The sequence below is a fragment of the Terriglobia bacterium genome, assembly GCA_020073185.1.
GTDB lineage: Bacteria > Acidobacteriota > Terriglobia > Terriglobales > Acidobacteriaceae > JAIQGF01.
Window position 1 is genome coordinate 80,675 of sequence record JAIQFT010000008.1, and the last position, 22,354, is coordinate 103,028.

Annotated in this window: 25 protein-coding genes; 16 read left to right on the forward strand and 9 right to left on the reverse strand. The window is 62.0% G+C overall.

Going from position 1 to position 22,354, the window contains the following annotated elements; translation table 11 throughout:
- Nucleotides 1-50: 50 nt before the first annotated feature.
- Nucleotides 51-1,571 carry a glutamate--tRNA ligase gene (gltX, locus tag LAN64_03890; GenBank protein ID MBZ5566973.1) on the reverse strand — a complete coding sequence of 507 codons (1,521 nt, stop codon included), beginning with the start codon at nucleotides 1,569-1,571 and terminating at the stop codon, nucleotides 51-53.
- Between the two features lie 125 nt (nucleotides 1,572-1,696).
- Nucleotides 1,697-2,818, reverse strand: a complete 1,122-nt coding sequence (locus LAN64_03895; GenBank protein MBZ5566974.1) for an aldo/keto reductase — start codon at nucleotides 2,816-2,818, stop codon at nucleotides 1,697-1,699.
- 138 nt (nucleotides 2,819-2,956) lie between these two features.
- Here LAN64_03895 and LAN64_03900 point away from each other — a divergent pair, with 138 nt between their 5' ends.
- From LAN64_03900 to plsX, 5 genes are all read left to right on the forward strand, one after another.
- Entirely contained in the window at nucleotides 2,957-3,178 is a 222-nt protein-coding gene (locus LAN64_03900) for a YtxH domain-containing protein (protein ID MBZ5566975.1), read from the forward strand.
- Nucleotides 3,179-3,351: 173 nt separating this feature from the next.
- Nucleotides 3,352-3,834 carry a type II secretion system GspH family protein gene (locus LAN64_03905; GenBank protein ID MBZ5566976.1) on the forward strand — a complete coding sequence of 161 codons (483 nt, stop codon included), beginning with the start codon at nucleotides 3,352-3,354 and terminating at the stop codon, nucleotides 3,832-3,834.
- Between the two features lie 365 nt (nucleotides 3,835-4,199).
- Nucleotides 4,200-4,751 carry a DUF177 domain-containing protein gene (locus LAN64_03910; GenBank protein MBZ5566977.1) on the forward strand — a complete coding sequence of 184 codons (552 nt, stop codon included), beginning with the start codon at nucleotides 4,200-4,202 and terminating at the stop codon, nucleotides 4,749-4,751.
- Nucleotides 4,752-4,834: 83 nt separating this feature from the next.
- The gene (gene rpmF / locus LAN64_03915) at nucleotides 4,835-5,020 is read left to right on the forward strand and encodes a 50S ribosomal protein L32 (protein MBZ5566978.1); all 186 of its coding nucleotides are present in this window, start codon (nucleotides 4,835-4,837) and stop codon (nucleotides 5,018-5,020) included.
- A gap of 57 nt (nucleotides 5,021-5,077) precedes the next feature.
- Nucleotides 5,078-6,109, forward strand: coding sequence for a phosphate acyltransferase PlsX (gene plsX / locus LAN64_03920; GenBank protein ID MBZ5566979.1), 1,032 nt, complete (start codon nucleotides 5,078-5,080; stop codon nucleotides 6,107-6,109).
- A 34-nt stretch (nucleotides 6,110-6,143) separates the two neighbouring features.
- Here the strand turns inward: plsX and LAN64_03925 are convergent, their stop codons facing one another.
- The 3 genes from LAN64_03925 to LAN64_03935 all read right to left on the reverse strand — a co-directional run bounded on the left by LAN64_03925 (nucleotide 6,144) and on the right by LAN64_03935 (nucleotide 9,827).
- Nucleotides 6,144-6,974: a polysaccharide deacetylase family protein gene (locus LAN64_03925; GenBank protein ID MBZ5566980.1), complete on the reverse strand. Its 831-nt coding sequence runs from the start codon at nucleotides 6,972-6,974 to the stop codon at nucleotides 6,144-6,146.
- Between the two features lie 199 nt (nucleotides 6,975-7,173).
- On the reverse strand, nucleotides 7,174-8,493 hold the full coding sequence (locus LAN64_03930; protein MBZ5566981.1) for an amidohydrolase family protein: 1,320 nt from the start codon (nucleotides 8,491-8,493) through the stop codon (nucleotides 7,174-7,176).
- Nucleotides 8,493-9,827: an amidohydrolase gene (locus LAN64_03935; protein MBZ5566982.1), complete on the reverse strand. Its 1,335-nt coding sequence runs from the start codon at nucleotides 9,825-9,827 to the stop codon at nucleotides 8,493-8,495. The genes LAN64_03930 and LAN64_03935 overlap by 1 nt, the downstream gene beginning before the upstream one ends.
- A gap of 320 nt (nucleotides 9,828-10,147) precedes the next feature.
- Here LAN64_03935 and dtd point away from each other — a divergent pair, with 320 nt between their 5' ends.
- Entirely contained in the window at nucleotides 10,148-10,597 is a 450-nt protein-coding gene (dtd, locus tag LAN64_03940) for a D-tyrosyl-tRNA(Tyr) deacylase (protein MBZ5566983.1), read from the forward strand.
- A 169-nt stretch (nucleotides 10,598-10,766) separates the two neighbouring features.
- Here dtd and folP read toward each other — a convergent pair whose 3' ends face one another.
- Nucleotides 10,767-11,573: a dihydropteroate synthase gene (gene folP / locus LAN64_03945; protein ID MBZ5566984.1), complete on the reverse strand. Its 807-nt coding sequence runs from the start codon at nucleotides 11,571-11,573 to the stop codon at nucleotides 10,767-10,769.
- Between the two features lie 237 nt (nucleotides 11,574-11,810).
- Between folP and dacB the strand changes: the two genes are divergently transcribed.
- Nucleotides 11,811-13,367: a D-alanyl-D-alanine carboxypeptidase/D-alanyl-D-alanine-endopeptidase gene (gene dacB / locus LAN64_03950; GenBank protein MBZ5566985.1), complete on the forward strand. Its 1,557-nt coding sequence runs from the start codon at nucleotides 11,811-11,813 to the stop codon at nucleotides 13,365-13,367.
- A 194-nt stretch (nucleotides 13,368-13,561) separates the two neighbouring features.
- Here the strand turns inward: dacB and LAN64_03955 are convergent, their stop codons facing one another.
- From LAN64_03955 to LAN64_03965, 3 genes are all read right to left on the reverse strand, one after another.
- Nucleotides 13,562-13,933 carry a hypothetical protein gene (locus LAN64_03955; protein ID MBZ5566986.1) on the reverse strand — a complete coding sequence of 124 codons (372 nt, stop codon included), beginning with the start codon at nucleotides 13,931-13,933 and terminating at the stop codon, nucleotides 13,562-13,564.
- Nucleotides 13,934-14,013: 80 nt separating this feature from the next.
- Entirely contained in the window at nucleotides 14,014-14,817 is an 804-nt protein-coding gene (locus tag LAN64_03960; protein MBZ5566987.1) for a DUF3891 family protein, read from the reverse strand.
- Between the two features lies 1 nt (nucleotide 14,818).
- A complete protein-coding gene (locus LAN64_03965; GenBank protein MBZ5566988.1) occupies nucleotides 14,819-15,247 on the reverse strand; it encodes a DUF488 family protein in 429 nt (142 codons plus the stop codon).
- A 75-nt stretch (nucleotides 15,248-15,322) separates the two neighbouring features.
- Here LAN64_03965 and LAN64_03970 point away from each other — a divergent pair, with 75 nt between their 5' ends.
- The 9 genes from LAN64_03970 to LAN64_04010 all read left to right on the forward strand — a co-directional run bounded on the left by LAN64_03970 (nucleotide 15,323) and on the right by LAN64_04010 (nucleotide 22,338).
- Nucleotides 15,323-15,679 (forward strand): cytochrome c, encoded by a 357-nt coding sequence (locus tag LAN64_03970; protein ID MBZ5566989.1) that lies wholly within the window; start codon nucleotides 15,323-15,325, stop codon nucleotides 15,677-15,679.
- A 189-nt stretch (nucleotides 15,680-15,868) separates the two neighbouring features.
- On the forward strand, nucleotides 15,869-16,069 hold the full coding sequence (locus tag LAN64_03975; GenBank protein MBZ5566990.1) for a cold shock domain-containing protein: 201 nt from the start codon (nucleotides 15,869-15,871) through the stop codon (nucleotides 16,067-16,069).
- 129 nt (nucleotides 16,070-16,198) lie between these two features.
- A complete protein-coding gene (lipA, locus tag LAN64_03980; protein ID MBZ5566991.1) occupies nucleotides 16,199-17,101 on the forward strand; it encodes a lipoyl synthase in 903 nt (300 codons plus the stop codon).
- Nucleotides 17,102-17,169: 68 nt separating this feature from the next.
- Nucleotides 17,170-18,111 carry a site-specific DNA-methyltransferase gene (locus LAN64_03985; GenBank protein MBZ5566992.1) on the forward strand — a complete coding sequence of 314 codons (942 nt, stop codon included), beginning with the start codon at nucleotides 17,170-17,172 and terminating at the stop codon, nucleotides 18,109-18,111.
- 125 nt (nucleotides 18,112-18,236) lie between these two features.
- Nucleotides 18,237-18,824 carry a hypothetical protein gene (locus tag LAN64_03990; GenBank protein ID MBZ5566993.1) on the forward strand — a complete coding sequence of 196 codons (588 nt, stop codon included), beginning with the start codon at nucleotides 18,237-18,239 and terminating at the stop codon, nucleotides 18,822-18,824.
- An 11-nt stretch (nucleotides 18,825-18,835) separates the two neighbouring features.
- Nucleotides 18,836-19,915 carry a DUF262 domain-containing protein gene (locus LAN64_03995; GenBank protein MBZ5566994.1) on the forward strand — a complete coding sequence of 360 codons (1,080 nt, stop codon included), beginning with the start codon at nucleotides 18,836-18,838 and terminating at the stop codon, nucleotides 19,913-19,915.
- Nucleotides 19,916-19,926: 11 nt separating this feature from the next.
- Nucleotides 19,927-21,078, forward strand: a complete 1,152-nt coding sequence (locus LAN64_04000; GenBank protein MBZ5566995.1) for an HD domain-containing protein — start codon at nucleotides 19,927-19,929, stop codon at nucleotides 21,076-21,078.
- Nucleotides 21,075-21,440 carry a BlaI/MecI/CopY family transcriptional regulator gene (locus LAN64_04005; GenBank protein ID MBZ5566996.1) on the forward strand — a complete coding sequence of 122 codons (366 nt, stop codon included), beginning with the start codon at nucleotides 21,075-21,077 and terminating at the stop codon, nucleotides 21,438-21,440. Before LAN64_04000 ends, LAN64_04005 begins: the two co-directional genes overlap by 4 nt.
- 337 nt (nucleotides 21,441-21,777) lie before the next feature.
- A complete protein-coding gene (locus tag LAN64_04010; GenBank protein MBZ5566997.1) occupies nucleotides 21,778-22,338 on the forward strand; it encodes a hypothetical protein in 561 nt (186 codons plus the stop codon).
- Nucleotides 22,339-22,354: the final 16 nt, after the last annotated feature.

Consider the following 22,354-nt stretch of genomic DNA (forward strand, 5'->3'; position numbering starts at 1 on the left):
CGCCACTGAAGTGGCGGGCTACTGTAACCGGTCCCTCCGGGACCAATTTTCTACTGAACCTTCTCGATTGCCTGGTCGATTCTCGCCACCGTCGTCTCTTTCCCCAGCACTTCCAGGGTCTCGAACAGCGGCGGGGCGTTCTTGCGCCCGCAGACGGCGACCCGGATCGGCTGGAACATCTGCCCGGCTTTGAGTTTGAGTTCCTGGGCGGCGGCGCGGAGGGCGGCGTCGAGGGTGTCGTGTTTGAAGTCGGCGGCGGGCATGTTGGCCAGCACCTTGCGCGCTTTCGTCAGCGCCTTGATCGCCATCGTCGCATCGCCCTTTTGCGGGATCAACTCCGCAGGATCGTACGGCGGCAGTTGGTCCACGAAGAAGAAGTCGGCGACGGCGAGAACATCTCTCAGCAGCTTGATGCGCTCGCGGACCAGCGGCGTGATGCGCTGGATGTATTCTGGCGAAACGTCGAAGCCCGCCTCACGCACCACGGGCAGCAGGCGCTTGCATAGGTCTTCGACAGGTAAGGCGCGGATGTGCTCGGCGTTGAGCCAGAGGGCTTTCGCGTCGAACATGTCCTCGGGGGACGGTAAGCCCCCACCCTGTCCCGCCCTCTCAACTGGGCTCGGGGCAGGCTCCCCGGGGCGGGACAAGGGTGGGGCAACCAATTCTTTGAAATTCACTACCGCGTTGGCGCGATTGATGCCCTCCAGCGAAAACAGCTCAATCAACTCTTGTCGCGTCAGGAACTCGCGGTCCTGTTTTGGCGACCAGCCCAGCAGGCACAGGAAATTGACGAACGCCTCCGGCAAGAATCCCGCGTCGCGATAGGTGGTCACGCTTACTACCGGGCCGTGCTTGCGCTTGGAGAGCTTGGTGCCGTCGGGCGCCATCAGCAAAGGCAGGTGCGCGAACTGCGGCAGCGCGGCGCCGGCGGCTTCGAAGATCAGGATGTGTTTGAAGGTGTTGGTGAGGTGGTCCTGGCCGCGGATGACGTGGCTGATGCGCAGGTCGGCGTCGTCGGCGCAGGAGGCCATGTGATAGGTCGGCATGCCGTCGGAGCGCAAGAGCGCGAAGTCCTCGATGTCGGCGGTGGACTTGGCCTGCTCGCCATAGACGGCGTCGTTGAAGCGGATGGTGCGCTGCGGCTCGCGCGGCACGCGGAAACGCAGCGCAAACGGCTCGCCAGCAGCGGCCATCTGATCGCTCTGCTCTCGTGACATCTCGCGAGCGCTGGGATGATACAGAAACAGTCCTCGGTCCACTGAGTCTGCGTGAGGCGGCGAGAAGTCGCGATACGCCATGCCCTTGGCGAAGATCGCCTCCGCCATCTGCTTGTGCAGCGCCAGCCGCTCCGACTGCCGGTATTGCTCGTCCCAGGGAAGATCGAGCCAGCGCAGGCCCTCGAAAATGGAGGTGAGCGAGGCTTCGGTGTTGCGCTCCACGTCGGTGTCGTCCACGCGCAGGATCATGGCGCCGCCGTTGTGGCGGGCGTAGAGCCAGTTGAAGATGAAGGTGCGCGCGCTGCCGACGTGCAGAAAACCCGTGGGCGACGGCGCGAAGCGGACTCGCAGCATGAATTCTCAGTATAGCAATGGGGGTGACGGTAGATGGGAGCTGGTAGCTCGTAGCTGGGGTCTGGTAGTCCGTAGTCGGCAGGCCGGGCTTTCGCATCCGATGTCAATCCCGAACCAAGGACGAGTTAACTGCGAAACAGCGCGCGCCACTGCTCCAGATCGGCCAACGGATGGGACGCCACAGCCAGGTTTGCCTTGACGTGCTCCGGCCTGCCCATACCCACCAGCGCGGTGACGATCCCCGGAGCGGAGCGGCCAAACTGGATGGCGTTTTCCGCCGAATTGCTCATGCCCAGGCGCTTGGAAATGAACTCCGGCAGCTCACCGGCGAGTTGTCCCTGGGCGAGGGTGGCGCTGCCCACCGCCGCGATGCCCATGCGATGCGCGAATTCCAGTGGCGCCACCGCCTCATTTTCGAGCTGCTGGTTACTGGCTGCCCAAGCCTCGGGCATGGCGAGATTGAACGGCAACTGGATAAAGCGAAAGTGGTGGTCGTCGCCGGCTGCGTCGTAGGCGCACTGCAGGACGGCTTCCAGCGGCATGTAGCCCTTCTGCCCCGGCGGCACGCGGAATGCATCCCAGGAGGCCACGCCATACCAGCGAATCTTGCCCGCCCTGGCTGCGTCTTCCAGCTCGCCAAAGGCAGCCAGCAGGCGCTCGACGAACTGCTTGGGCGGAATTTCGCCGAGCTGGGTCTCGGGATTGTGCAGGTAGAAGACGTCGATCGTATCCAGCCCGAGGTTGTGGCGCGAACGGTCGATCTGGTCGGCAAGGAACTTCGGCGCCATGCAATGCGATCCAGCCGCAATCTCGGCCGGATCCAGGATCCCAGGCTCTAGGTATTCCCGGGTGAAGTAGGCGCGCGGGTCGGCGGGCATATCGCCGTCGAAGGTCAGGAACCCCGCCTTGGTGCAGACCAGCACCTCGTCACGGCGCAGCGTTCCGTTTCCGATCAGCTCGGCCAAGGCGGCGCCGATGTTCTTCTCCGAGCGCTGGTGGCGATAGTTGATCGCCGTGTCCACAATGTTGATGCCCGAGCGCAGCGCTTCGGCGACGGCGGCGGTGTAGGCGCGGTCGGCGGCGGCATCGGTCTCGCCCAGGTAGGTCCCGAGGCCGATGGAGGAGAGCGAGAGTTCGCCCACATCCTTCACCCAGTCGGCGCGGCGGAAGTGTCCGGCATCGCGCACCTGTGGAAAACGCCCGGCGTAGCGCGCGGTGCCTTCGGCGGAAGCAAATCCAGAGATCATCGCCGCCTAGTGTATCAGCGCCTTGGCCGCACCTCCGTTCTTAGGGGCCCTTCGCACAGTTGCACCACATCCGCGGCGGCAACTTCAACCGCATTCTGGCATCTGTCTGTATAGTGGTGAGAAGCGCAGGAGGAGAGCATGAAAGCATTTCTGTTTGGTTTGGGACTGGGAATCGGCCTAGGCGTGCTGTTTGCGCCGATGAGCGGAGAGGAAGCCCGCAACAACCTGCAGGAGCGCGCCCAGGACCTGACCAACTCGGCGCGCAAAACCTACGAAAAGGGCCGCGAACGAGTCCAGCGCAGGGTCAGCAGCATCTGCAGCGAAGGGGGCAGTGCCACGGGCACCGAGGCCGGCGCCTAACAACGTCTTTGGAGCTGAATCCCACAGATGGCAGCCACCAAGGGCTACCTCTGTCTGTTTGCGCCTTCCGTCTCGCGGCGCTTTTCCACCGCGGGAAAAGCCTGCCACCGGGAAAACCTTTGATTTGCAATCGGCAGTGCGTTTGATAATGTAGCCCGCAGTAGGGGGAGGACATGCGCCGCCAACGCGGGTTTTCGCTGATCGAGTTGCTGATTGTGGTGGCCATCATCCTGGCCTTGGCGGCCATGGCCATCCCCAATCTGCTGCGCTCGAAGATGTCAGCTAACGAGGCCTCGGCGGTTTCGTCGCTGCACGCCATCGCCAATGCCCAGACGACGTACCAGATCACCTATCCCGACCTCGGTTACGCCGATCTACTCACCAAGCTGGCCTACCCGCCGCCGGGTCAGCCGATTGACGGCAACCACGCCGGCATCATTGACTGGGTGCTGGGTTGTGTTTCGCAACCCTGCCCGAAGTCCGGCTACCAGTTCTCCATCGGCAGCACCGTGGGTACGCCGGTCAGCGCCTACGTCGCCGTCGGCACGCCGCTGCTGGTGGGGCAAACCGGACGGCGGGGATTCTGCAGCAACCAGGCAGCGCAGGTCAGTTATGATCCCAATGGCGGAGCGAGCTGCACGATGCCGCTACAATGAACCATGCAATTTCCATGCTGGATTGCTGCTAATCAATGAGACAATCGAGAAGTGACTTACTACAGAGTTGAATTTCTGCAGACTTCCGACGCTACCCTTGCGTCAAAACTGTTTCGCACCCCGCAGCAAGGACGGAACTACGCTAAGCGAATCCTGGGATTTGCCGAGGACTGCGACTTGCAGTCGAAGGTCAATATCGTCCCGGTAAACAGGAAGGCCAAAGCATAGTTTTCAAACGGAGGGGGGCCTGCATTGACACTACCGCGACCCGCCCTTTATCCTTAAGTTTCGCCCCGGGGAGAATTCTGCCGTGTGTGCCAGGCCGGGTAATTGTCTGACGGCCTTGCGCTTACGTCAGTGCCGAGATGTTCATCAGCCTGCAAGTTCTGGAGCAGAAAGAGATCAATTTTGGGGAAGAATTCCCCCCCGAAACAATTGACCTCGGTCCACACATGCGCCAGTGCGGGCCTTTACGTTGCACCGGGCGGGCCATACTGATCGAGGAACGTCACGGGCACAAGGGAGTGATTCAGGACATCCGCGTGCTGGGCGAGTTGGCGACTTCGGTGGAAAGCGCCTGCGCCCGCTGCCTGGAGACGGTCACCCGCCCTGTGACCCGGACGTTCGAGCTGCTCTACCGGCCACTGGGCATTGATGCCGGCCGCGAGGAGATCTCGGTGACGCAGGCGGAGGCGGAGATCGGTTATTACCAAGGAGAGGGCATCGAGCTGAAGGACATTCTGAGCGAGCAGATCCTACTGGCGGTGCCCATGAGGGTGGTGTGCGCCGAGGACTGCAGGGGTCTGTGCCCGCTGTGCGGACAAAACCTCAACCAGGGCGCCTGCCAGTGCCCGGAGCCGCTCGCCGAACCGCGCTGGGAGGCCCTGAAAGGCCTGCGGGAGAAGCTGGAACGCTGACACAGTGGGGAATTTAGAATTTGAGATTTTTCAGGGTGCTGCGAAGCACGTATCGAAGATCATGAAACGCAAACGGGAACAGCATGGCAAATCCTAAACGCAGACATTCCAAGGCGCGGACGGCGACCCGGCGCGCACACGATTTCCTGACGGCGCGCTCGCTTTCCGAGTGCCCGAACTGCCACGAGCAGAAATTGCCTCATCGCGCCTGCCCGAAATGCGGCTACTATAAGGGCCGCGAAGTGCTGGCCATCAAGGAAAAGGAATAGGCCGCCGGCTTCCGCGCTGCGCTGTTGCCCGAAGCCCTGAAGCCTGAAGCCTGATTCATGCCCACGGTCATAGCCGTCGACGCGATGGGCTCGGATCGCGCCCCCAAGCCCGAAGTCGAAGGCGCGATCCTGGCCGCGCGTCAACACGACATTCACGTCTTGCTGATCGGGCCGGAAGAAGAGGTCCGCGCCGAACTGCGTCTTCATCCTTCCGCGCCCTTCGAGCAGCTCCAAGTCGTGCATGCCAGCGAGGTCATCGGCATGAACGAGAAGGCGGCGCACGCGGTGCGCGCCAAGCGCGATTCCACGCTGCGCGTCGGGTTGCGCCTGGTGCGGGACGGCAAGGCCGCCGGCTTCATCACCGCCGGCAACACCGGCGCCGCCATGGCGACCGCGAAGATGGTGCTGGGCGCGCTGCCGGGTGTGGACCGTCCCGCGCTGGCCGCCGTTTTTCCCACCGCGCAGGGGACCGCCAGCATCATGCTCGACGTCGGCGCCAACGTGGATTCCAAGCCGCACAACCTGGAGCAATGGGCGGTGATGGGCGACATCTACGCCCGCGCCATCTTTGGCGTCGAGCGTCCGCGCGTTGGACTGCTCTCCATCGGGGAGGAAGAGGCCAAGGGCAACGAGCTGACGCGCGCCACGCACCAGTTGCTGAAACAACTGCCGCTGCAGTTTGTCGGCAACGTCGAGGGGCGCGACCTCTACAACGGCAACGTGGACGTCATCGTTTGCGACGGGTTCATCGGAAACGTCGCACTGAAGGTTTCCGAGGGGCTAGTGGAAACGGTGGGCTACATTTTGAAGGAAACGCTGCGCGCCACCATCACGCGCCAGGTCGGGTTCCTGCTCTCCCGCCGCGCCTTCGACGAGTTCAAGAAGCGCCTCGACTACTCGGAATACGGCGGCGCGCCGTTGCTCGGCCTCAAGGGCGTTTGCATCGTCAGCCACGGCTCCTCGAACGCGCATGCCCTCAAGAACGCCATCCGCACCGCCGCCGAGTTCGCCAACGCGCACATCAACGCCGCGATCGCGCGCGGGCTGAGCTCGGCGCGCAGCCAAAGCGCAGGCGGCGGCAGTCACTGACCCGTTCGCGCGATACGGCAATTCCGAAACTGCTTTAGCCGCCACTCTTCGATGCGGCGCGCTGCACCGGCGCCGGCGGCCCGATGCGCCGCACATACTCCTGCATGGTCACGAAGCGATAGCCGCGCGCCTTCAGCTCCGGAATCAGCGTCTGTAGCGCAACCACCGTGGTCGAGAGTTCGTGGAACGCCAAGATGTGCGCCGCCACGCCTTGCTTCTCGCGCCGCTCGATCTGCTGCAGCACGAAAGCATTCAGCGAAGGCTTGGGGCAATTTACCGGACGCGCCCCGGCGCAGAGATAGTCGGCAGAGTTAACGTCGCGCATCGACAGCGGCACATCCGACGAGATGCTGAGCACACGGTAGCCGCGGCCTTCGAGTTGACGATTGAGCGCGTCCCAGGTAATCCAATCGGGCGGACGCACGAAGACGGCGCGGTGGCCGGTCACGCCCGTGATCAACTCCGACGCTCGGTCCACGTCGGCGACCACGCTGCCCGGCCCGTGCTGCTTCTCGAACAGTTTGAACTGCACGTGGCTGAAGGAATGGTCTTCGATCTCGTACCCGCGGCGGAAGAGATCGCGCGCCGCGTCGAGGCAAGTCTTATCGGTGCGAAACTCGCGCGGGTCGCCGTAGGCGCCGGGCGTCAGGCGCCATCCCATTACGAAAAATGTGGCTTTGACATGCTCGCGGTCGAGCAGGTCGAGCAGCCCCGGCGTCGGTTTCTGCCCCGGCTGCGTGTAGCCGTAGAGAATGTAGGGGCGCGGGCCGTCGTCGAAGGTGAGCGCAATCAGCTTCTGGCCGGCCGCGCCGGCCGTCGCTGCCAAACCCAAGAAAGACAAAAGCAGAACGATACACCGCTTCATCGGGGCCTCGAGGTTCGTGAAACTCTGGTTCTGATGTTACTGCGGAATGGTGGTGGCAGTAAGCACGATCAAGGCCTGACACTCGTTACTCTGGTCGTGCCTCGCCGACGGCACACGGCCAATGGCGAATCCCCACCCTGTCGCTCCAAACCCGGCAGCGACAAGGGTGGGGCAACCGCATCTCAACTCAAAACTGAAACTACTTTGAATACTGATCGCGCAGCTCCATCTGCCGATCCCACAGCGGAATTTCCTGGCCGTTGATGAAGACGTGCTTGACGTCGGTTTTGACGTCCAGCGGATCGCCATTGGCCACCACCACGTTGGCCATCTTGCCGGGGTCGAGCGACCCGAGTTGATCCGCCAAACCCCAGATTTCGGCGGCGTTGATGGTCAGCGCCTTCATCGCCTCGTCGTAGGGCAGACCGTAGGCAACCGCGTAGCCCGCCGCGTACGGCAGGTTGCGCACCTGGTGCGAATCGTAGGATGCGAATGCGATCTTCACACCGCGTTTGAACAGCTCGCCCGGCAGCCGGTACACGGCATCGTAACGCTCGTTCTCCTTGGGGAAGTCGTAAATCGGGCCGACGATCACCGGCGCCTTGAGCTGCGCAATGTAGTCCAGCAGCGATTGCGAGTGGGTGACGTGGTTGAGAATGAGTTTCAGGTGAAACTCGTTGGCGAGCGCGACCGCGGTCTGCAGGTCGCTGGGCTCGCTGGCGGCGAGCACGATCGGCTTCTTGCCTTGCAGATACGGCAGCAGCGCCTCCAGCTTGAGATCGCGCTTCACCGGCTGGACGCCCTTCTCGCCCTTGCGCTTCTCGTAGTCGGCGAGCTTTTGCTGGTAATCGAGCGCGTCAAGAAAAGCCTGCCGAAGCTGTGCGGCCATGCCCATGCGCGTGGTGGGATAGGTGCCGTGGCCGGTCTGCCAGTCCATGCGGCGGCGTTGTCTGCCAGTGAAATTCAGTGGCATGGCGATATCGCGCACCATCAGCATTTCGTCGGCCGACGGTCCCGCGAGCTGGATGAAAGAATCCTGCCCGGGCAGCGTGTCCTGCGTGCCGGGCGCGACGATGGCGTTGGTGATCCCGTTGACGCGGGTGGTGGGGATGAGGTCGCTCTCCGCGTGGAAAGCGTCGGCGACGTGCATGTGTGGCATGATCTCGTCGCTCGGTTCCGACAGGTCATTGGTGCTCGGTTCGGCGGAGATTTCCGTCAGGCCGAGCCGCGTCTCGGAATCAATCAGGCCGGGATAGACGGTCATGCCCGTGGCGTCAATGACGCGCGCATTCGCCGGAACGTTGGTAGAGGCGGCCGGGCCAACGGCGGTGATCCTACCGTTCTCCATGACCACCACGCCGTTCTCGATGACGCCGTGCGTGATGGTCAGCAGCTTGCCGCCCTTGATCGCGACGGCGGCGCTCGTTGCCTTCCTACTCGAAGGTTGCTGGGCGAGCGCGGACGAGAAACAAAACAGCACAAACGCAAAGGACGCAAAGGGGCGCAAAGGAATTTTCATTAGCGCACCTCCGACGATTCCGGATGGTCGCCGGATTTTGGCGGCGCCGGCAAGCTCTCGGGCGCGCCCGCGAAATGCGTCAGGCCGTAGCCGGGAAGGGTACGATCGAAGAACAGCTCGCCGTCGATGTAAACCTTCTCGGGGATACCGTAGCTGGAAAGCGGATAGCCATCCCAGATGACGAGGTCGGCGTCCTTGCCGACGTCAATCGAGCCGACGCGGTCGTCCACACCGATGATCCATGCCGCGTTCAGGGTAATCATCTGCAGCGCTTCTTCTTCGGTGGCGCCACCGTAGCGCATGGTTTTGGCGGCCTCCTGGTTGAGGCGGCGGATCTGGTCGTCGGAATCGCTCTTGATGGCAACGCGCACGCCCTTGCGCATGAGGATTACGGCGTTCCACGGCGTGGCGTCCCAGGCCTCCTGCTTGAAGCCCCACCAGTCGGCCCAGGTGGCGACGCCGACGTTGTTGGCCGCGATCTTGTCTGCGACCTTGTAGGCCTCCAGCGCGTGATGGAACGCGCGCAGCTTGTACCCGAATTCTTTCGCCATCGCCATTTCGGTGAGGAATTCGTCGGCCCGATAACAGTGGATCTGCACGTAGAGCCTGCCTTTGAGCACGTCCACCAGTGCGTCGAGCTTCAGATCGCGCTTGGGCGGCTTTGCATCCTTGTCGCCCTTCTGCTTCTTCGCCTCGTACTCGTCCCACTGGCGCATGTAGTCCTGCGCGTCAATCAGGGCCTGGCGCTGCACGGCGAAGTTTCCCATGCGGGTCGAGGGAAGTTGATGGCGCATGCCGAAGACGCGCTTGGGATTTTCTCCGCTGGCGAACTTGATGGAGCGCGGCGCGTTGGGGAAGAGCAACTGGTCGCGCCCAAGCCCGTACTTGGTCTTCATGATCACGGCCTGGCCGCCAATCATGTCGGCCGATCCGTGCAGCAACATGGCCGAGGTCACGCCCGCCGCCAGCGCGCGGTAGATTTCCTTGCTGGTGTACTCGAAAGCGTCCACCATCATCATCTGCGGGACGATGGGGCTGGTGGCTTCGTTGACGTCGTCGTCCAGCGCCATGTGCGAGTGCGCGTCAATCAGTCCAGGCGTGACGTATTTGCCGCCGGCGTCGATCACCGTGGCGCCCGCAGGGACGCTGAGGTTGGCGCCGAAGGCGGCGATCTTGCCGTCGTGCACGAGCACGCTGCCCCTGGGAATGCGGCCGTGAGTAGCGGTCAGCAGGGTGGCATTCTGGATCACGAGATCGCGCGGCGGCGTCTGCGCGGACGCAGCGACAGCGGTCAGCAGTGCGGCCAGCAGGAGAAAAGTCGGAAGGCGCAACATCCTCACGCTCCAATTTGAGTTGGGCAAAGCCGCGATTCTAGGCTGCGCGTAAGAGTAGCGTCAAATGAGAGTAGAGATTCCACCACGGAAGCACGGAGACAGGGAGAAATTTGGTGATTGGGTAATTTTGTAATTTGGTAATTGAGTAATCTTGTCTTGGGCGTTTTGTCATTCCGAGCGCAGCGAGGAATGTGCTTTTCTGCGATCAACAACAGATTCCTCCCGTTCGACTCGCTGCGCTCGCTCATGGTCGGAATGGCAAACAGAAATTACCCTACGAAATTACCAATTACCAATTTGTCTCCGTGGTAGCTTGAGCCATGCGGGCGGTGGTGCAGCGCGTAACGCGTGCGTCAGTGAAGGTCGCGGGCGCAACGGTCGGCGAGATTGGACTCGGACTGCTGGTGCTGGTTGGGGTCGCGCAGGACGACACCGAAACCGACGCCGAGTACCTGGCGGACAAAATCGCCGGTCTGCGCATCTTTGAAGACGCTGGCGGGAGGATGAACCTGGCCGCGGCCGACGTAGGCGGAGCGGTGCTCGCGGTTTCGCAGTTCACGCTGTTCGGCGACGTCCGACGCGGCAAGCGGCCGTCGTTTGATGCTGCGGCCCGCCCTGAGCAAGCGGTGCGGCTGTATGAATACTTCGTCGGCAAGATTCGCGCGGCGGGGCTGCGGTGCGAGACGGGAAAGTTCCAAGAGATGATGGAAGTCGGGCTGGTCAATGACGGCCCGGTGACGATCCTGCTCGACTCACGAAAATCCTTCTAGCATCGGACCGCCACCGCACCGCCGTGGACATGTGTTTCGGCGGGTACTGTGGCTAAAATCCCGCGATGACGTGTCGCAGGTGCTGCCATGATCAGGAACATGAGGTTGATGCAAAACATCAAGGTGCTGATGTCGCCCTAGGGCGCAGGCGCTTGTCCTCCTGTTTCGTTCACCTGGCGCTGAGCACGGCATCGGCCATAGCCGCTGCTTCCACGGTTTCGCGGACATCATGCACGCGCACAATATGCACGCCCTTCAGGATGCAGATCACGGCGGCGGCCAGGCTGCCCACGACGCGCTCCCTGGCAGGCAGCGTGACGCCGGCGCGCGCTGTCGCGCGTCCGACGAACGATTTTCGCGACGGCCCGGCCGCCAGCGGAAACCCGAGCGCGTGGAATTCTTCAAAGCGCCGGAGCAGCGGAAAATTTTCTTGCAAGCGCTTGCCGAAACCGAATCCCGGGTCGAGCACCAGTCGCTCGCCCGCGATGCCGGCGCTCAGCGCCTTTTGCACGGACTGCCGCAGCTCACAGATTACGAGCGCGATCATGTCGTCCACCGGAGGCAGGGAGGCCCATTCGTCGGGCCGTCCGCGGGTGTGCATGAGCACGGCGCCGCAGCTCAGTTGGGCAAGGGTCGGGGGCATCGAGGGATCCCAGGTGAAGCCGCTGACGTCGTTGACGATCTCGGCGCCGGCCTCGACCGCGGCCCGCGCCACGCCGGACTTCCATGTGTCAATCGAGATGACCGCATCGGGGCGGCGGCGCTTGAGCTCGCGCACGACAGGCAGCACGCGGCGCGACTCTTCTTCTTCCGAAACCGATTGCGCGCTGGATCCGGGACGGGTGGACTCGCCGCCGATGTCCACGATGTCGGCGCCGTGATCGAGCAGGCGCATGCCGTGTTCGACGGCGGTGAAAGTGTCGAAGTAGGCCCCGCCGTCGGAGAAGGAGTCCGGCGTCACGTTGAGTACCCCCATGACCAGGGTGCGTCCGCCGAGCGGCAGCCGGCGCGAGCCGATGTCCCATCCGTAACGAAGCCGCATGCAGTTGCTGATTAAACAGGCTGCGGGCTGGACACGCAAGAAGTAACCGAATGGGGAAATTCACGCGTCCAGCAGCATTTCTTCGGTCTTCCGCCGGTCGGCAAATGCTACACTCGACCCGGTATTGCCATGGTTGGTGCTCGCCACGCTGTCGCTCGCCTTTGCATCCTCTTGCTGCTGGTTCAAGCAGCATTCGCCGCGCCGAAACAGAAGGCGGCGAAGCACGCGCGCGAGTCGAAATCACTCGCCGCCCGGATCGAGAAAATCCTTTCGCAGCCCGACGTAGCGCGCGCCTTCTGGGGCATCGAGGCGGTCAACCTGGAGACGGGCGAAACGCTGTACACCTTGAACGCCGACAAGCTGTTCACGCCGGCGTCCAATACCAAGCTGTTCACCACCTCGGCGGCGCTGGCGCTGGTCGGTCCCGACTATCGCTTCCGCACCACGGTTGAAACCACCGGGACGCTGGACCGCTACGGACGCCTGAGCGGCGACGTGATCATCGTCGGGCGGGGCGATCCCGGCCTTTCCGGCGGCGCGCTCGCCTACAACCCGCGCTCCGACCGCGCCGGCGTGCGCTCGCGCGTGCTGGAGCAGTTGGCCGACCAACTGGTGCAGCGCGGCGTGAAGTTCGTGGACGGCGACGTGGTCGGCGACGATTCCTACTTCGCTTTCGAGCGTTACGGCGACGGCTGGTCGCAGGAGGACATGCGCTACGAGTGGGGCGCGCCGGTCTCCGCGCTGACCATCAACGATAACGTCATCTACTTGAGCGTGCTTCCCGGCGATCATACGGGCGAGAAGGCGTTCATCAATGTCACGCCGCTGCCCGACTATTACCGGCTCGACAACCGCATCATGACCACGCCGGCGGGCACCGGCCCGCGCACCGTGACCATCGGACGTGAGCCCGGGTCGAACACGCTGACCCTGTGGGGCAACATGCCGCTGGACGATCCCGGCTTCCACGAGACGCTGGCCATCGAAGATCCGGCGGAATTCGCCGCGCAATTGTTCCGCTCGCTCCTGGAGCAGCGTGGCATCGTGGTGTACGGACGCACGCGCATCAAGCACCTGGAGCTGGCAAACCTTTCCACGTTCAGCGTGACCGCGACCGCATCGGCGGGTGGCGGCGATATTCCGCGCAGTTTCCGGCCCGCCATCACGGGACTGGTGCTGGCCGATTACCAGTCGCAGCCGCTGATGAGCGATCTGCGCGTGATCAACAAGGTGAGCCAGAACCTGCACGCCGAGCTGCTGCTGCGCCTGCTGGGCCGCGAGAAGGGCACGGCGGGCACGATCCAGGCGGGTTCGGAAGTGGTGCGCGGCTTCCTGTCGCAGGCCGACATCCGCTCCGACGAATACGTGTTTTACGATGGCTCCGGCATGTCGCGCCAGAACCTGGTGACGCCGCACGCCATTGTCAAGCTGCTGGTCTACGACCACAAGCAGCCTTGGGGCCGGCAGCTGGAAGACACGCTGCCGGTGGCGGGCGTGGACGGTTCCCTCGCTGAGCGTTTCAAGGGCGCCGCCGCGCAAGGCCGGATCCACGCCAAAACCGGGTCGTTGCGCAATGTCAACGCGCTTTCCGGCTACGCGACGGCTCTGAGCGGCGAGCGCATCGCTCTCTCCATCATGGTCAACAACCACAACCTGAGCAGCCGGGTGGCGCTGCAGACGATCGACCAGATCGCGAACCTGCTGGTGGAAGAAGCGAAGAGGAAGTAGCTGGCAGCTCTCAGCTCTCAGCTTTCAGCTTTCAAACCGTAGTTGATCGGGTACCCCGGCGGCGTGGTGTGCCTGATCTGGGGATGATCTTCGGTCGTGTGCTTGATGTTCATGCCCGTGAGCGTGCATGCCCAATGAGGCAGTAACGCTGTCCTTGGAGCCTGCAGACTGAAAGCTGAGAGCTGAAGGCTTGTTCACGTTGTGTAGGTCCGGAAGTTGCGGATTTGGGGTTCGACGAGGTTGGCGGTGTATTCCAGGCAGGCGTTGCCGACGGTAAGTGAGAGGCGATCGGAAACCACGCGTTCGCCTTCCAGGCAGCGGGTGCACAGGCAGCGATACTCAGCGATGGTGCCGTCGTTGTGCTCGGCCTTCACCGGCAGGACGTGGCGCACCGAGGCGCGGCACATGGAACAGCGTCCGCCGCCATGCAGTTGATATTGCAATTCGGCGTAGGAGGTCAGCGCCTTTTGCTGGCGCGCGGTAGGGCCCAGATCCATGCCGTCGGCCAGCGCCTGCAGGTATTCCTGCAGGATGTTGTAGGGCGCCGGCCTATGGTGCTGCGTCATCTCGGGCGCATATTGCACCAAAGAAGGGGCCCGCGCAACCCGCTTCGTGCATGACGCCAGCCGGCGGTCACCGGCGCCGATTACCACAACAGGAAAGCCAAAGTGGCCGTTCTGGGCGGCGTCGCGGGATAACGGCGCGCTTCCACTCCCAAACTGATCATGGCGTCAGATTCGTTGCCCGAGCGGAACGGCGACGGCTGCAAGATGTAGGCGTAATTTTCGCGTCGGATGCTGACTCGGCCAGGCGCGAAGGCCTGTGGGAACTCCACCGCGTCGGTCGCGCCGGAACACAGGTAGAGCGACAGCAGATCGCAGAACTGCAGGACCAGCAGAAGGTCTGCGAGTTCGGCGGCGCTCCGGCCCGATTGCGCTGGCAGACGGCGTTGCCGCTCCGTCTCGTGCTGCAGGAACGCGCGCAGGCGGGCCGAATCTTCGGCGCCGTCGACGGCCGCGGCCAGGCGTCCCTCCGCGAGCGCGTAGAAATGTCTTGACACGATGTACCCGCCGGCCGGACACACGGCCTCGGAGCGGTCAATGGAACCGGCCCAGGCGCGCAGAAAATCCGGCGGCGCGATTTCCAGAAACGACAGCGGCTTGCCACGGCTGTCCAGGCGCGGAGCGGCCTCGACGCCCGCCTCGGGAGCGAACATGGCCCAGCCGGAATCGTGCACCTCGATGGCACGCACGATCAGCGGGTCGACGCGCGGAAATTCGGGCGAAACGAAACTGGCAGCGAGCGCGCCGGCCAGCGCGGCGTGGTCCGATTGCGACACCAGCCAGTACTCCGGCGCCAGTGTTCTCTGCGCCCGTTCGATCGCCGGCCAGGCGGGCGCGGAACCCTTCGCAGGCGGCGGAGAAGCGGGCACCACGGGGCGGAGGACCACGTTATTTCGCGCTGCGGCGCAGGCGCACGGCGCCGGAGACGGCCTTTTCCGGACCGGAACTGTGCGGCGGTTTGCGCATGCCGTCCAGCAGTTCCTTGAGCACGACGGCGTTGTTGTGCTCCTGGTTCTTGGAAGCGAACACCAGCGTCAGCCTCTTACTGCTGCGGGCGAAATCGTAAAGTTGAGCGAGGGCGGGCGCGGCTTCGGGCTGGCCGAGCTCCTCGAGATATTTTGTGCGGAACCGCGGCCACAGCGCCGGACGCGCGTGGAACCAGCGCCGCAACTCGTTAGATGGCGCCAGGTTGCGCAGCCAGGCGTCCAGGCACGCGGTTTCTTTTTTCAGGCCGCGCGGCCACAGCCGATCCACCAGGATGCGGGCGCCGTCGCTGGGCGAGGGCTTCTCGTAGGCGCGCTTGAGGATGACCGGCATGGGTCTCTGGTATTGTAGCTCCGAGGGGATCATCGCTCGGAAGTCAGCTTTCAGCCTCACAGGGCAGATATTTCTTTGTTGAAGCAGGGATTTATTCTTGGGCTCCTGGGCGCGGCGTTGCTGCTGGCGAGCTGCGATACGCAGCTCCGCAAGAGCGACGCGGAGCTGGGGCTGAACCCGCAGCAGGCGAGCGGGCGGCGCGTATTCGACCGCTACTGCGCCACCTGCCACGAGGCGTACAGCGCGAAGGCGTGGCGCGGGCCGAGCCTGGAGGGCGTATTCAAAAAGCAGTTCATGCCCAGCGGCACCCCCGCCAACGACGACCGGGTTCGCGAGGTGATAACTTTGGGGCGGAGCAAGATGCCGGCGTTCGGGCGAGTGCTCGACCAGCAGCAGTTGGACGACTTGCTGGCCTACCTCCACACGCTTTAAGTACTAATCTATTAGGTGTTCAACCAAAAGAGTCCTCACCAGTTTCACCGCGTCTAATGTAGAATATAGAAGCGAGTGGATTTGAATTGATCTAAGCACGTTCTGCCGAAGCTCTGCTGAAGCACTACCTGCCTTTAGTTTCCGATTTACTTCACCGCACAATTCAACACAGAAAAGAGCAACACGAAAATGGAACAAGGAACAGTGAAGTGGTTCAACGACGCCAAGGGTTTCGGTTTTATCAGCCGCCAGAACGGTGAGGACGTATTCGTCCACCACACCGCCATTCAGGCGCAGGGATTCCGCAGCCTCCAGGAAGGCCAGGCGGTCCAATTTGACGTCAAGAAGGGTCCCAAGGGCTGGCAGGCTGAGAACGTACAGATTCTGTAGTTCCGGCGTTCGCCGAATCATTTCGGGGTGGCTTCGGCCACCCCGATTTTATTGGCTCGGCACGCGATACAGCACCACAGGCCCTGATCCGCCGCGGTTTGGCGGAGCATCGTACAATGTGAGGTTCCCATGTCCACGACTTTGGTCCAGATCGAAGTAGCGCGGCGCCGGCCGGGGCCCAAGCCGGAGTGGCTAAAGGCGCGCGCGCCCATTGGGGAGAACTATCACTCGCTGAAAAAGCTGGCGCGCGGGCTGGAACTGCACACCGTGTGCGAGTCCGCGCAATGTCCCAACATCGGCGAGTGCTGGAACCATCGCACGGCAACCTTCATGCTGCTGGGCAATCTCTGCACTCGGCGCTGCGGATTCTGCGCCGTGCCCAAGGGACATCCGCGGCCGATCGATTACGACGAGCCGCGGCGCGTCGCGGAAGCGGTGGCGCGCCTGGAGCTGAAGTACGCGGTGGTGACCAGCGTCAACCGCGACGACGACAACCTGGGCGGCGCGCGCGTGTTCGCCATGACCATCGAGGAGATCCGCCGGGTGGCGCCCGACTGCCGCGTCGAAGTGCTCATCCCCGACTTCCAGGGACACGACGACTGCCTGGAGGTCGTGCTCGCCGCCCGGCCCGACATCCTCAATCACAACACCGAGACGGTGCCGCGGCTGTACCGCGTGGCGCGATCCGGAGCGCGCTACGAGCGCACCTTGCGCCTGCTGCAGCGCGCGAAAGAAACCGCGCCGCAGACGGTGAGTAAATCAGGGCTGATGGTCGGACTGGGCGAAACCACCGAAGAACTGCTGCAGGTGTTTCGCGATCTTGCCGAACGAAACGTGGACATTCTCACCGTGGGGCAGTACCTGCGGCCCTCGCGCGACCACCTGCCGATGGCGCGTCTGGCGCCGCCGGAGGAATTCCGTTTCCTGAAGCAAGAGGCGCTGAAGATGGGATTCCGGCATGTGGAGAGCGGGCCGCTGGTGCGGTCGTCGTATCACGCGCACGAGCAGGCGGAGTCCACGGGGATCTCGTAAGCCTTCGCCGCCGTCAGAAAACTCTGCTAAGATGGCGGAAATCCAAAGTTGGAATTGAATCGAAGCACATGGGAATCGCGACGCGCACCTTGGTTTCGTCGCACCGACCGAACCTCTTTGCCGAGGACGCTCACTACAAACTTTTCCAGGATGATGCTTTTGAGTGGCTCGCGGCCGCCCAACCCAATTCCATCCACGCTGTCGTAACCGATCCTCCTTACGGCCTTGTCGAATACACATCCCGTGAGTTGAACAAGATGAAAAACGGCAAGGGTGGAGTCTGGCGGATCCCACCGTCTTTCGACGGATGCCAGCGGCGTCCCTTACCACGGTTCACGGTATTAAAGCAGGGGGACCATCAAGCTCTGAGAAAGTTTTTTACGCGATTGGCATCCTCATTGATGCGGGTTCTGGTGCCGGGCGGACACGTGTTTATTGCCACCAACCCCTTGGTTTCATATCTCGTATACGAACCGTTTGTGGCGGCGGGATTCGAAAAACGGGGCGAGATCATTCGCGTCGTACACACCTTGCGCGGCGGAGACCGTCCCAAGAATGCCCACAGCGAATTCCCAGATGTTTCAGTCATGCCGAAGTCATGCTGGGAGCCGTGGGGATTGTTCCGGAAGCCGTGCCAAGGGCGCGTACAAGATAATCTGCGCAAGTGGAAGACCGGAGGTCTGCGGCGAATTTCGGCGGAAGAACCATTCAAGGACCTCATCTATTCGTCCCCTGCTCGAGGAGTTGAGCGTGAAATCGCTCCGCATCCATCTTTGAAGCCGCAGGGTTTTTTGCGCCAGATTGTGCGAGCGGCGTTGCCGATGGAACAAGGGACGATATTGGACCCGTTCATGGGATCGGGGTCAACCATTGCTGCTGCCGCGGCATGCGGTTATTCCAGCATTGGAATTGAAAGCAACCCCGAATACTTTCTGCTCGCCGTCAAGGCCATTCCACTCCTGGCCAAATTTGAGCCCGGCGAGTGTAACGGCAATGGCAAGAAAGCGTGAACGAGAAGATTGGTTTGATGCAACAGTCAATCTCTCGACACGAAGAGAAAAGACCCCGTGTGTTTGCAGTTGCCTCTACTACAATTAGCGGTTTCCTCGCAACGATGTAGGGTTGATGGAACGGCATGCCGTATCCGACTAAGGATGAGTTCTCGAAGCTGCTTGATTCCAGAGACCATGGCACAATCGTCGAAGAATTCTTGATTGCCGGGCTGCCGTATGCCTTCAAGGATTCTCCGACTGATTACGATGCGTTGCGTTCGGCTATCGGGTCCGCGTTAGCCCTCGCTGTCGACACGATGACAGCAATCGGCAGCGGGCGCATTGGGTACAGTTTGAGTCCGGAAAAATATGGAGTTCCATTTTCTACGGAATCTGACCTTGATGTTGCGGTCGTCAGTGCCGAGCTGTTCGACACGGCTTGGTTCGAGCTTCTGCGCCTCGGTCGAAAATATTTCAGTCTCGAAAAACAGGTTCAATCTTGGATTGCTGCCCACAGGGAAAACCACATCTTCTGGGGGTTTATGATTCCTGACCGTCTTCCGGGCGCGGTAAAGCTTTCACCAAATTGGTTTAGAACATTCAAGGGGCTCGCTAGAAATCCGACGCTGGCGGGTCGACCTGTGAATGGACGATTGTACAGGACGTGGGAGCATGTGAAGATTCAGCAACTCAACAGTTTGAGAAAAGTCCAACAAGCATTGCGTACTTGATAGGAATGACTATGGACTACAACTCCAGCGAGCAGACTATTGGGTGGTTCAAAGACCGCTATCTTGAAGGGAACTTGGAGATAAAGCCACCCTATCAAAGAAGGCCAGTGTGGGCAGCACGCCAGAAATCGAACCTTGCCGAATCCATTCTGCTGGGTCTTCCTGTGCCCGAAATATACATCCATTCCACTACAAGTGCCGAAGGTAAGACGCACTACGCAGTGGTCGACGGGCAGCAGCGTATCAGGTCGATTCTTCAGTTTGTGGGAATAGACGAGGAAGACAGCGAAAAGCAATTCAACGGATTCGCGCTGGAGGGTCTCGAAGAAGATTCTTTGTGGCGCAATACTACCTTTGAAGACCTTACCCCCAAGCAACGAGAAAAGTTCTACGGCTACAAGCTTTCCGTACGTTTCTTGTCGGATGCATCCGAAGCTGATGTTAGGGACATGTTCAGACGATTGAACAAGTTTCTCACAAAACTCAGTGACCAGGAGTTGCGCAATGCTATTTACTCTGGCCCGTTTATCCAACTCTCCAACACGCTTGCTGACGACGATTACTGGGCGGAAAATCGAATCGTGTCCCCCGGGATAATTCGACGGATGAAGGACATCGAGTTCATAAGCGAACTCTTGATTGGGTTGATGGACGGCCCACAAGGCGGGAGCGGCCAAATCATTGATGATTATTACCTGCAGATGGAAGAGTATGAGGATGAGATTCCTGACCAGAAAACGGTTAAGCGCCTTCACGAGCGCACGCTGACTGCCGTTCAGGTCATTTTCCCGGATATCAAGAAGACTCGGTGGCGCAATCGGACCGATTTTTATTCCCTTTTCGTAGCACTTGGAGCCATTTTGAGTGGAGGGGCCAAGAAATATAAGCCTGAGGACGTCCGCAATGTTCTTTTGGAGTTTGCGGAACAAGTCAACGCGAGAATCTCTGACGAAGAGGCCGAGGTTTCGGATGGGGCAGCCGCCTACACCGAGGCCGTGAAACGGGGCAGTTCTGATAAGTCACGCCGCGCAATCCGGCATCAGGCACTGTTAGGATTGTTGGCTCCGCTGTTCAGGAAGAAACAGAATTGAGCTGGGTTCCCATGAAAGATTTCTACGTCCGCGACGCCGCGCAGTTCGACAACAAAGTCATCACCACCAGCCTGGTGGTAGCCGCCAAGCAAGTGAAGCCGAAAAAAACCGGCGAGCCGTACCTGGCGCTCACCCTGGCCGATCGCACCGGGCACATTGACGCCAAGGTGTGGGACAACGTTGCCGAGATCATGGGGACGTTCGAGCAGGACGACTTCGTCAAGGTGCGCGGCCTGATCAACAAGTACAACGGCCGCCTGCAATTGACCGTGCACAAGCTGAAGCGGCTGGAGGAGTCGGAGATCGATTACTCCGACTATCTGCCCAAAACCACCAAGGACGTGGACGAGTTGTGGCGCACGCTGGGCGAGTTTGTGGCCGGATTCAAGAATCCGCACCTGAAGGCGCTGGTGGAAAATTTCATGAGCGATCCCGAGATCGCCGCCGCCTACCGCAATGCGCCCGCGGCCAAAACGCTGCATCACGCGTATATCGGCGGGCTGCTCGACCACGTGGTGTCGCTGTGCAAGCTGTGCGACCTGGCCTGCCGCAACTACCCGCAGGTTGACCGCGACCTGCTATTGACGGGCGTGTTCCTGCACGACATCGGGAAGGTGCACGAGCTTTCGTACGCGCGCTCGTTCGCCTACACCACGCGCGGGCAACTGCTGGGGCACATGATTATCGAGCTGGAGATGCTGCAAGCCAAGCTGCCGGCGGATTTTCCGCCGCAACTCAAGACGCTGCTGGAGCACCTGATCATCAGCCATCACGGGCATTACGAGTTCGGCTCGCCCAAGCTGCCGATGTTTCCCGAAGCGCTCATGCTGCACTACCTCGACGACCTCGATTCCAAGATGGAGGCCATGCGCGCGCACTTTGAGCGCGAAGCGGAAGTGGACAGCCCGTGGACAAGTTACAACCCTTCCCTGGCGCGTCCGCTGCTCGACACCGCGAAGTTCCTGCGTCCGAAGGCGGCGGCCGCTCCGCCGGAACCAGCCGCGGGTGAAATGGCGGAACCGGAGGAACCGCCAAAACCGGCGGAGGAGCCGGCGGCGGCGGCGGTGGCGCCATCGTCCGAGACCGTCCCTCTGGAGAGGCAGGTCGAGGCACTGCAAAACAAGTTCAAGCCTGCGGGTAACCATAAGGGAGAAGCGAAGTGAGATCGGGCGCGCCGGCGTCGCTGGAGATGGAGTGCCTCAAGGTGCTCTGGGTCCAGGCCGAAGCGAGTGTCGCCCAGGTGCGCGCCGGACTGCCGCGCCCGCTGGCCTACACCACGGTGATGACCGTGCTCGACCGCATGTGCGCCAAGGGATTGGTGCAGCGCCGCAAACGCGGGCGGGCGTGGTCCTATTCCGCCGGGCTCGACCTGGAAACCGCGCGCGCCGAGGCGGTGCGCCGCCTGCTGGCTAACCTGTTCGAATCCGATAGCCGCGCGCTGGTGAGATATCTGCAGGGTGAGGGGACAGCGCGTCCACGGCGGCGCGCGGCGGCAACCTCGCGCATTGACGATGAGCTGCTGTAATTTCGTAAAATTGCCCAATTGCCCAATCCTTTCTTTCCTGCCTAGCACATTGCTATCGGACAGCCATTCTGATAGAAAGCTGCCGACGGTGGAGGTACTTATGCGGCGAACATTACTGTTGAGCGTTCTTTCGGTGTGCATGATTTCCGTATTGCTTGCATGCAGCAAAAAGGAACCACAACCAGTAAGCGGCGAAGGCGGGCCGTCATCAACCTCGACCACGGCCGGCGGCACAGGCACAACTACTGCTAATCCGCCGGGCGCAACGGCTGTGACCGAGTCCAAGCCGTCTGGCGCAGCGGTTGCGAAAGGGAACGAGGCTAAGCCGCCGACTGCCATGGCTGCCAAGCCAACCGCAAAAGCCACCGAACCTGCCACGAAGCCGGCCGAGGCAAAGGTAATTCCCGCCGGCCAACATATCGTGGTACGACTTGGTCAATCGGTGGGATCGAAGATCAGCGCGCCGGGGCAGGCCTTTGCAGCGACCGTGTCGCAGGCAGTCGAAGTTGGCGGAAAAGTGCTGATTCCGGCGGGCGTGGAAGCGAGCGGAACGGTGGCCGAAGCGGTCCCACTGGGACGCTTCAAGGGTGGCGCGCGCCTGCGGCTGACGCTGAACTCGGTGACGGTCGGCGGCAACAGCTACAAGGTTGAAGCCGCGGCGGTCAGTCAATCGGCAAAGGGCAAGGGCAAGCGCACCGCCGTGGCCGTGGGCGGAGGCGCCGGGCTGGGCGCGATCATCGGCGGACTGGCCGGCGGCGGCAAGGGTGCGGCCATCGGCGTGCTAGCTGGTGCGGGCGCCGGCACCGCGGGCGCTGCCTTCACCGGCAACAAGGACATTGTGCTGCCGGCGGAGACCGCGTTGAGCTTCAAGCTGCTGCAGCCGCTGGAACTGAAATAAGACCAGGCTTCCGGCT

Excerpts from the sequence above, each read along its gene's own strand:
- plsX (MBZ5566979.1), top strand. The coding sequence starts at position 5,078 with ATGCCCACGGTCATAGCCGTCGACGCGATGGGCTCGGATCGCGCCCCC.
- LAN64_03995 (MBZ5566994.1), top strand. The coding sequence starts at position 18,836 with ATGGACTACAACTCCAGCGAGCAGACTATTGGGTGGTTCAAAGACCGC.
- LAN64_03905 (MBZ5566976.1), top strand. The coding sequence starts at position 3,352 with ATGCGCCGCCAACGCGGGTTTTCGCTGATCGAGTTGCTGATTGTGGTG.
- folP (MBZ5566984.1), bottom strand. The coding sequence starts at position 11,573 with ATGGGGGTACTCAACGTGACGCCGGACTCCTTCTCCGACGGCGGGGCC.
- dtd (MBZ5566983.1), top strand. The coding sequence starts at position 10,148 with ATGCGGGCGGTGGTGCAGCGCGTAACGCGTGCGTCAGTGAAGGTCGCG.
- LAN64_03975 (MBZ5566990.1), top strand. The coding sequence starts at position 15,869 with ATGGAACAAGGAACAGTGAAGTGGTTCAACGACGCCAAGGGTTTCGGT.
- LAN64_03910 (MBZ5566977.1), top strand. The coding sequence starts at position 4,200 with ATGTTCATCAGCCTGCAAGTTCTGGAGCAGAAAGAGATCAATTTTGGG.
- LAN64_03895 (MBZ5566974.1), bottom strand. The coding sequence starts at position 2,818 with ATGATCTCTGGATTTGCTTCCGCCGAAGGCACCGCGCGCTACGCCGGG.
- lipA (MBZ5566991.1), top strand. The coding sequence starts at position 16,199 with ATGTCCACGACTTTGGTCCAGATCGAAGTAGCGCGGCGCCGGCCGGGG.
- LAN64_03990 (MBZ5566993.1), top strand. The coding sequence starts at position 18,237 with ATGCCGTATCCGACTAAGGATGAGTTCTCGAAGCTGCTTGATTCCAGA.
- LAN64_03985 (MBZ5566992.1), top strand. The coding sequence starts at position 17,170 with ATGGGAATCGCGACGCGCACCTTGGTTTCGTCGCACCGACCGAACCTC.
- LAN64_03935 (MBZ5566982.1), bottom strand. The coding sequence starts at position 9,827 with ATGTTGCGCCTTCCGACTTTTCTCCTGCTGGCCGCACTGCTGACCGCT.
- LAN64_03955 (MBZ5566986.1), bottom strand. The coding sequence starts at position 13,933 with ATGACGCAGCACCATAGGCCGGCGCCCTACAACATCCTGCAGGAATAC.
- LAN64_04010 (MBZ5566997.1), top strand. The coding sequence starts at position 21,778 with ATGGCTGCCAAGCCAACCGCAAAAGCCACCGAACCTGCCACGAAGCCG.
- LAN64_03925 (MBZ5566980.1), bottom strand. The coding sequence starts at position 6,974 with ATGAAGCGGTGTATCGTTCTGCTTTTGTCTTTCTTGGGTTTGGCAGCG.
- LAN64_03930 (MBZ5566981.1), bottom strand. The coding sequence starts at position 8,493 with ATGAAAATTCCTTTGCGCCCCTTTGCGTCCTTTGCGTTTGTGCTGTTT.
- LAN64_03965 (MBZ5566988.1), bottom strand. The coding sequence starts at position 15,247 with ATGCCGGTCATCCTCAAGCGCGCCTACGAGAAGCCCTCGCCCAGCGAC.
- rpmF (MBZ5566978.1), top strand. The coding sequence starts at position 4,835 with ATGGCAAATCCTAAACGCAGACATTCCAAGGCGCGGACGGCGACCCGG.
- LAN64_03900 (MBZ5566975.1), top strand. The coding sequence starts at position 2,957 with ATGAAAGCATTTCTGTTTGGTTTGGGACTGGGAATCGGCCTAGGCGTG.
- gltX (MBZ5566973.1), bottom strand. The coding sequence starts at position 1,571 with ATGCTGCGAGTCCGCTTCGCGCCGTCGCCCACGGGTTTTCTGCACGTC.
- LAN64_04000 (MBZ5566995.1), top strand. The coding sequence starts at position 19,927 with ATGAAAGATTTCTACGTCCGCGACGCCGCGCAGTTCGACAACAAAGTC.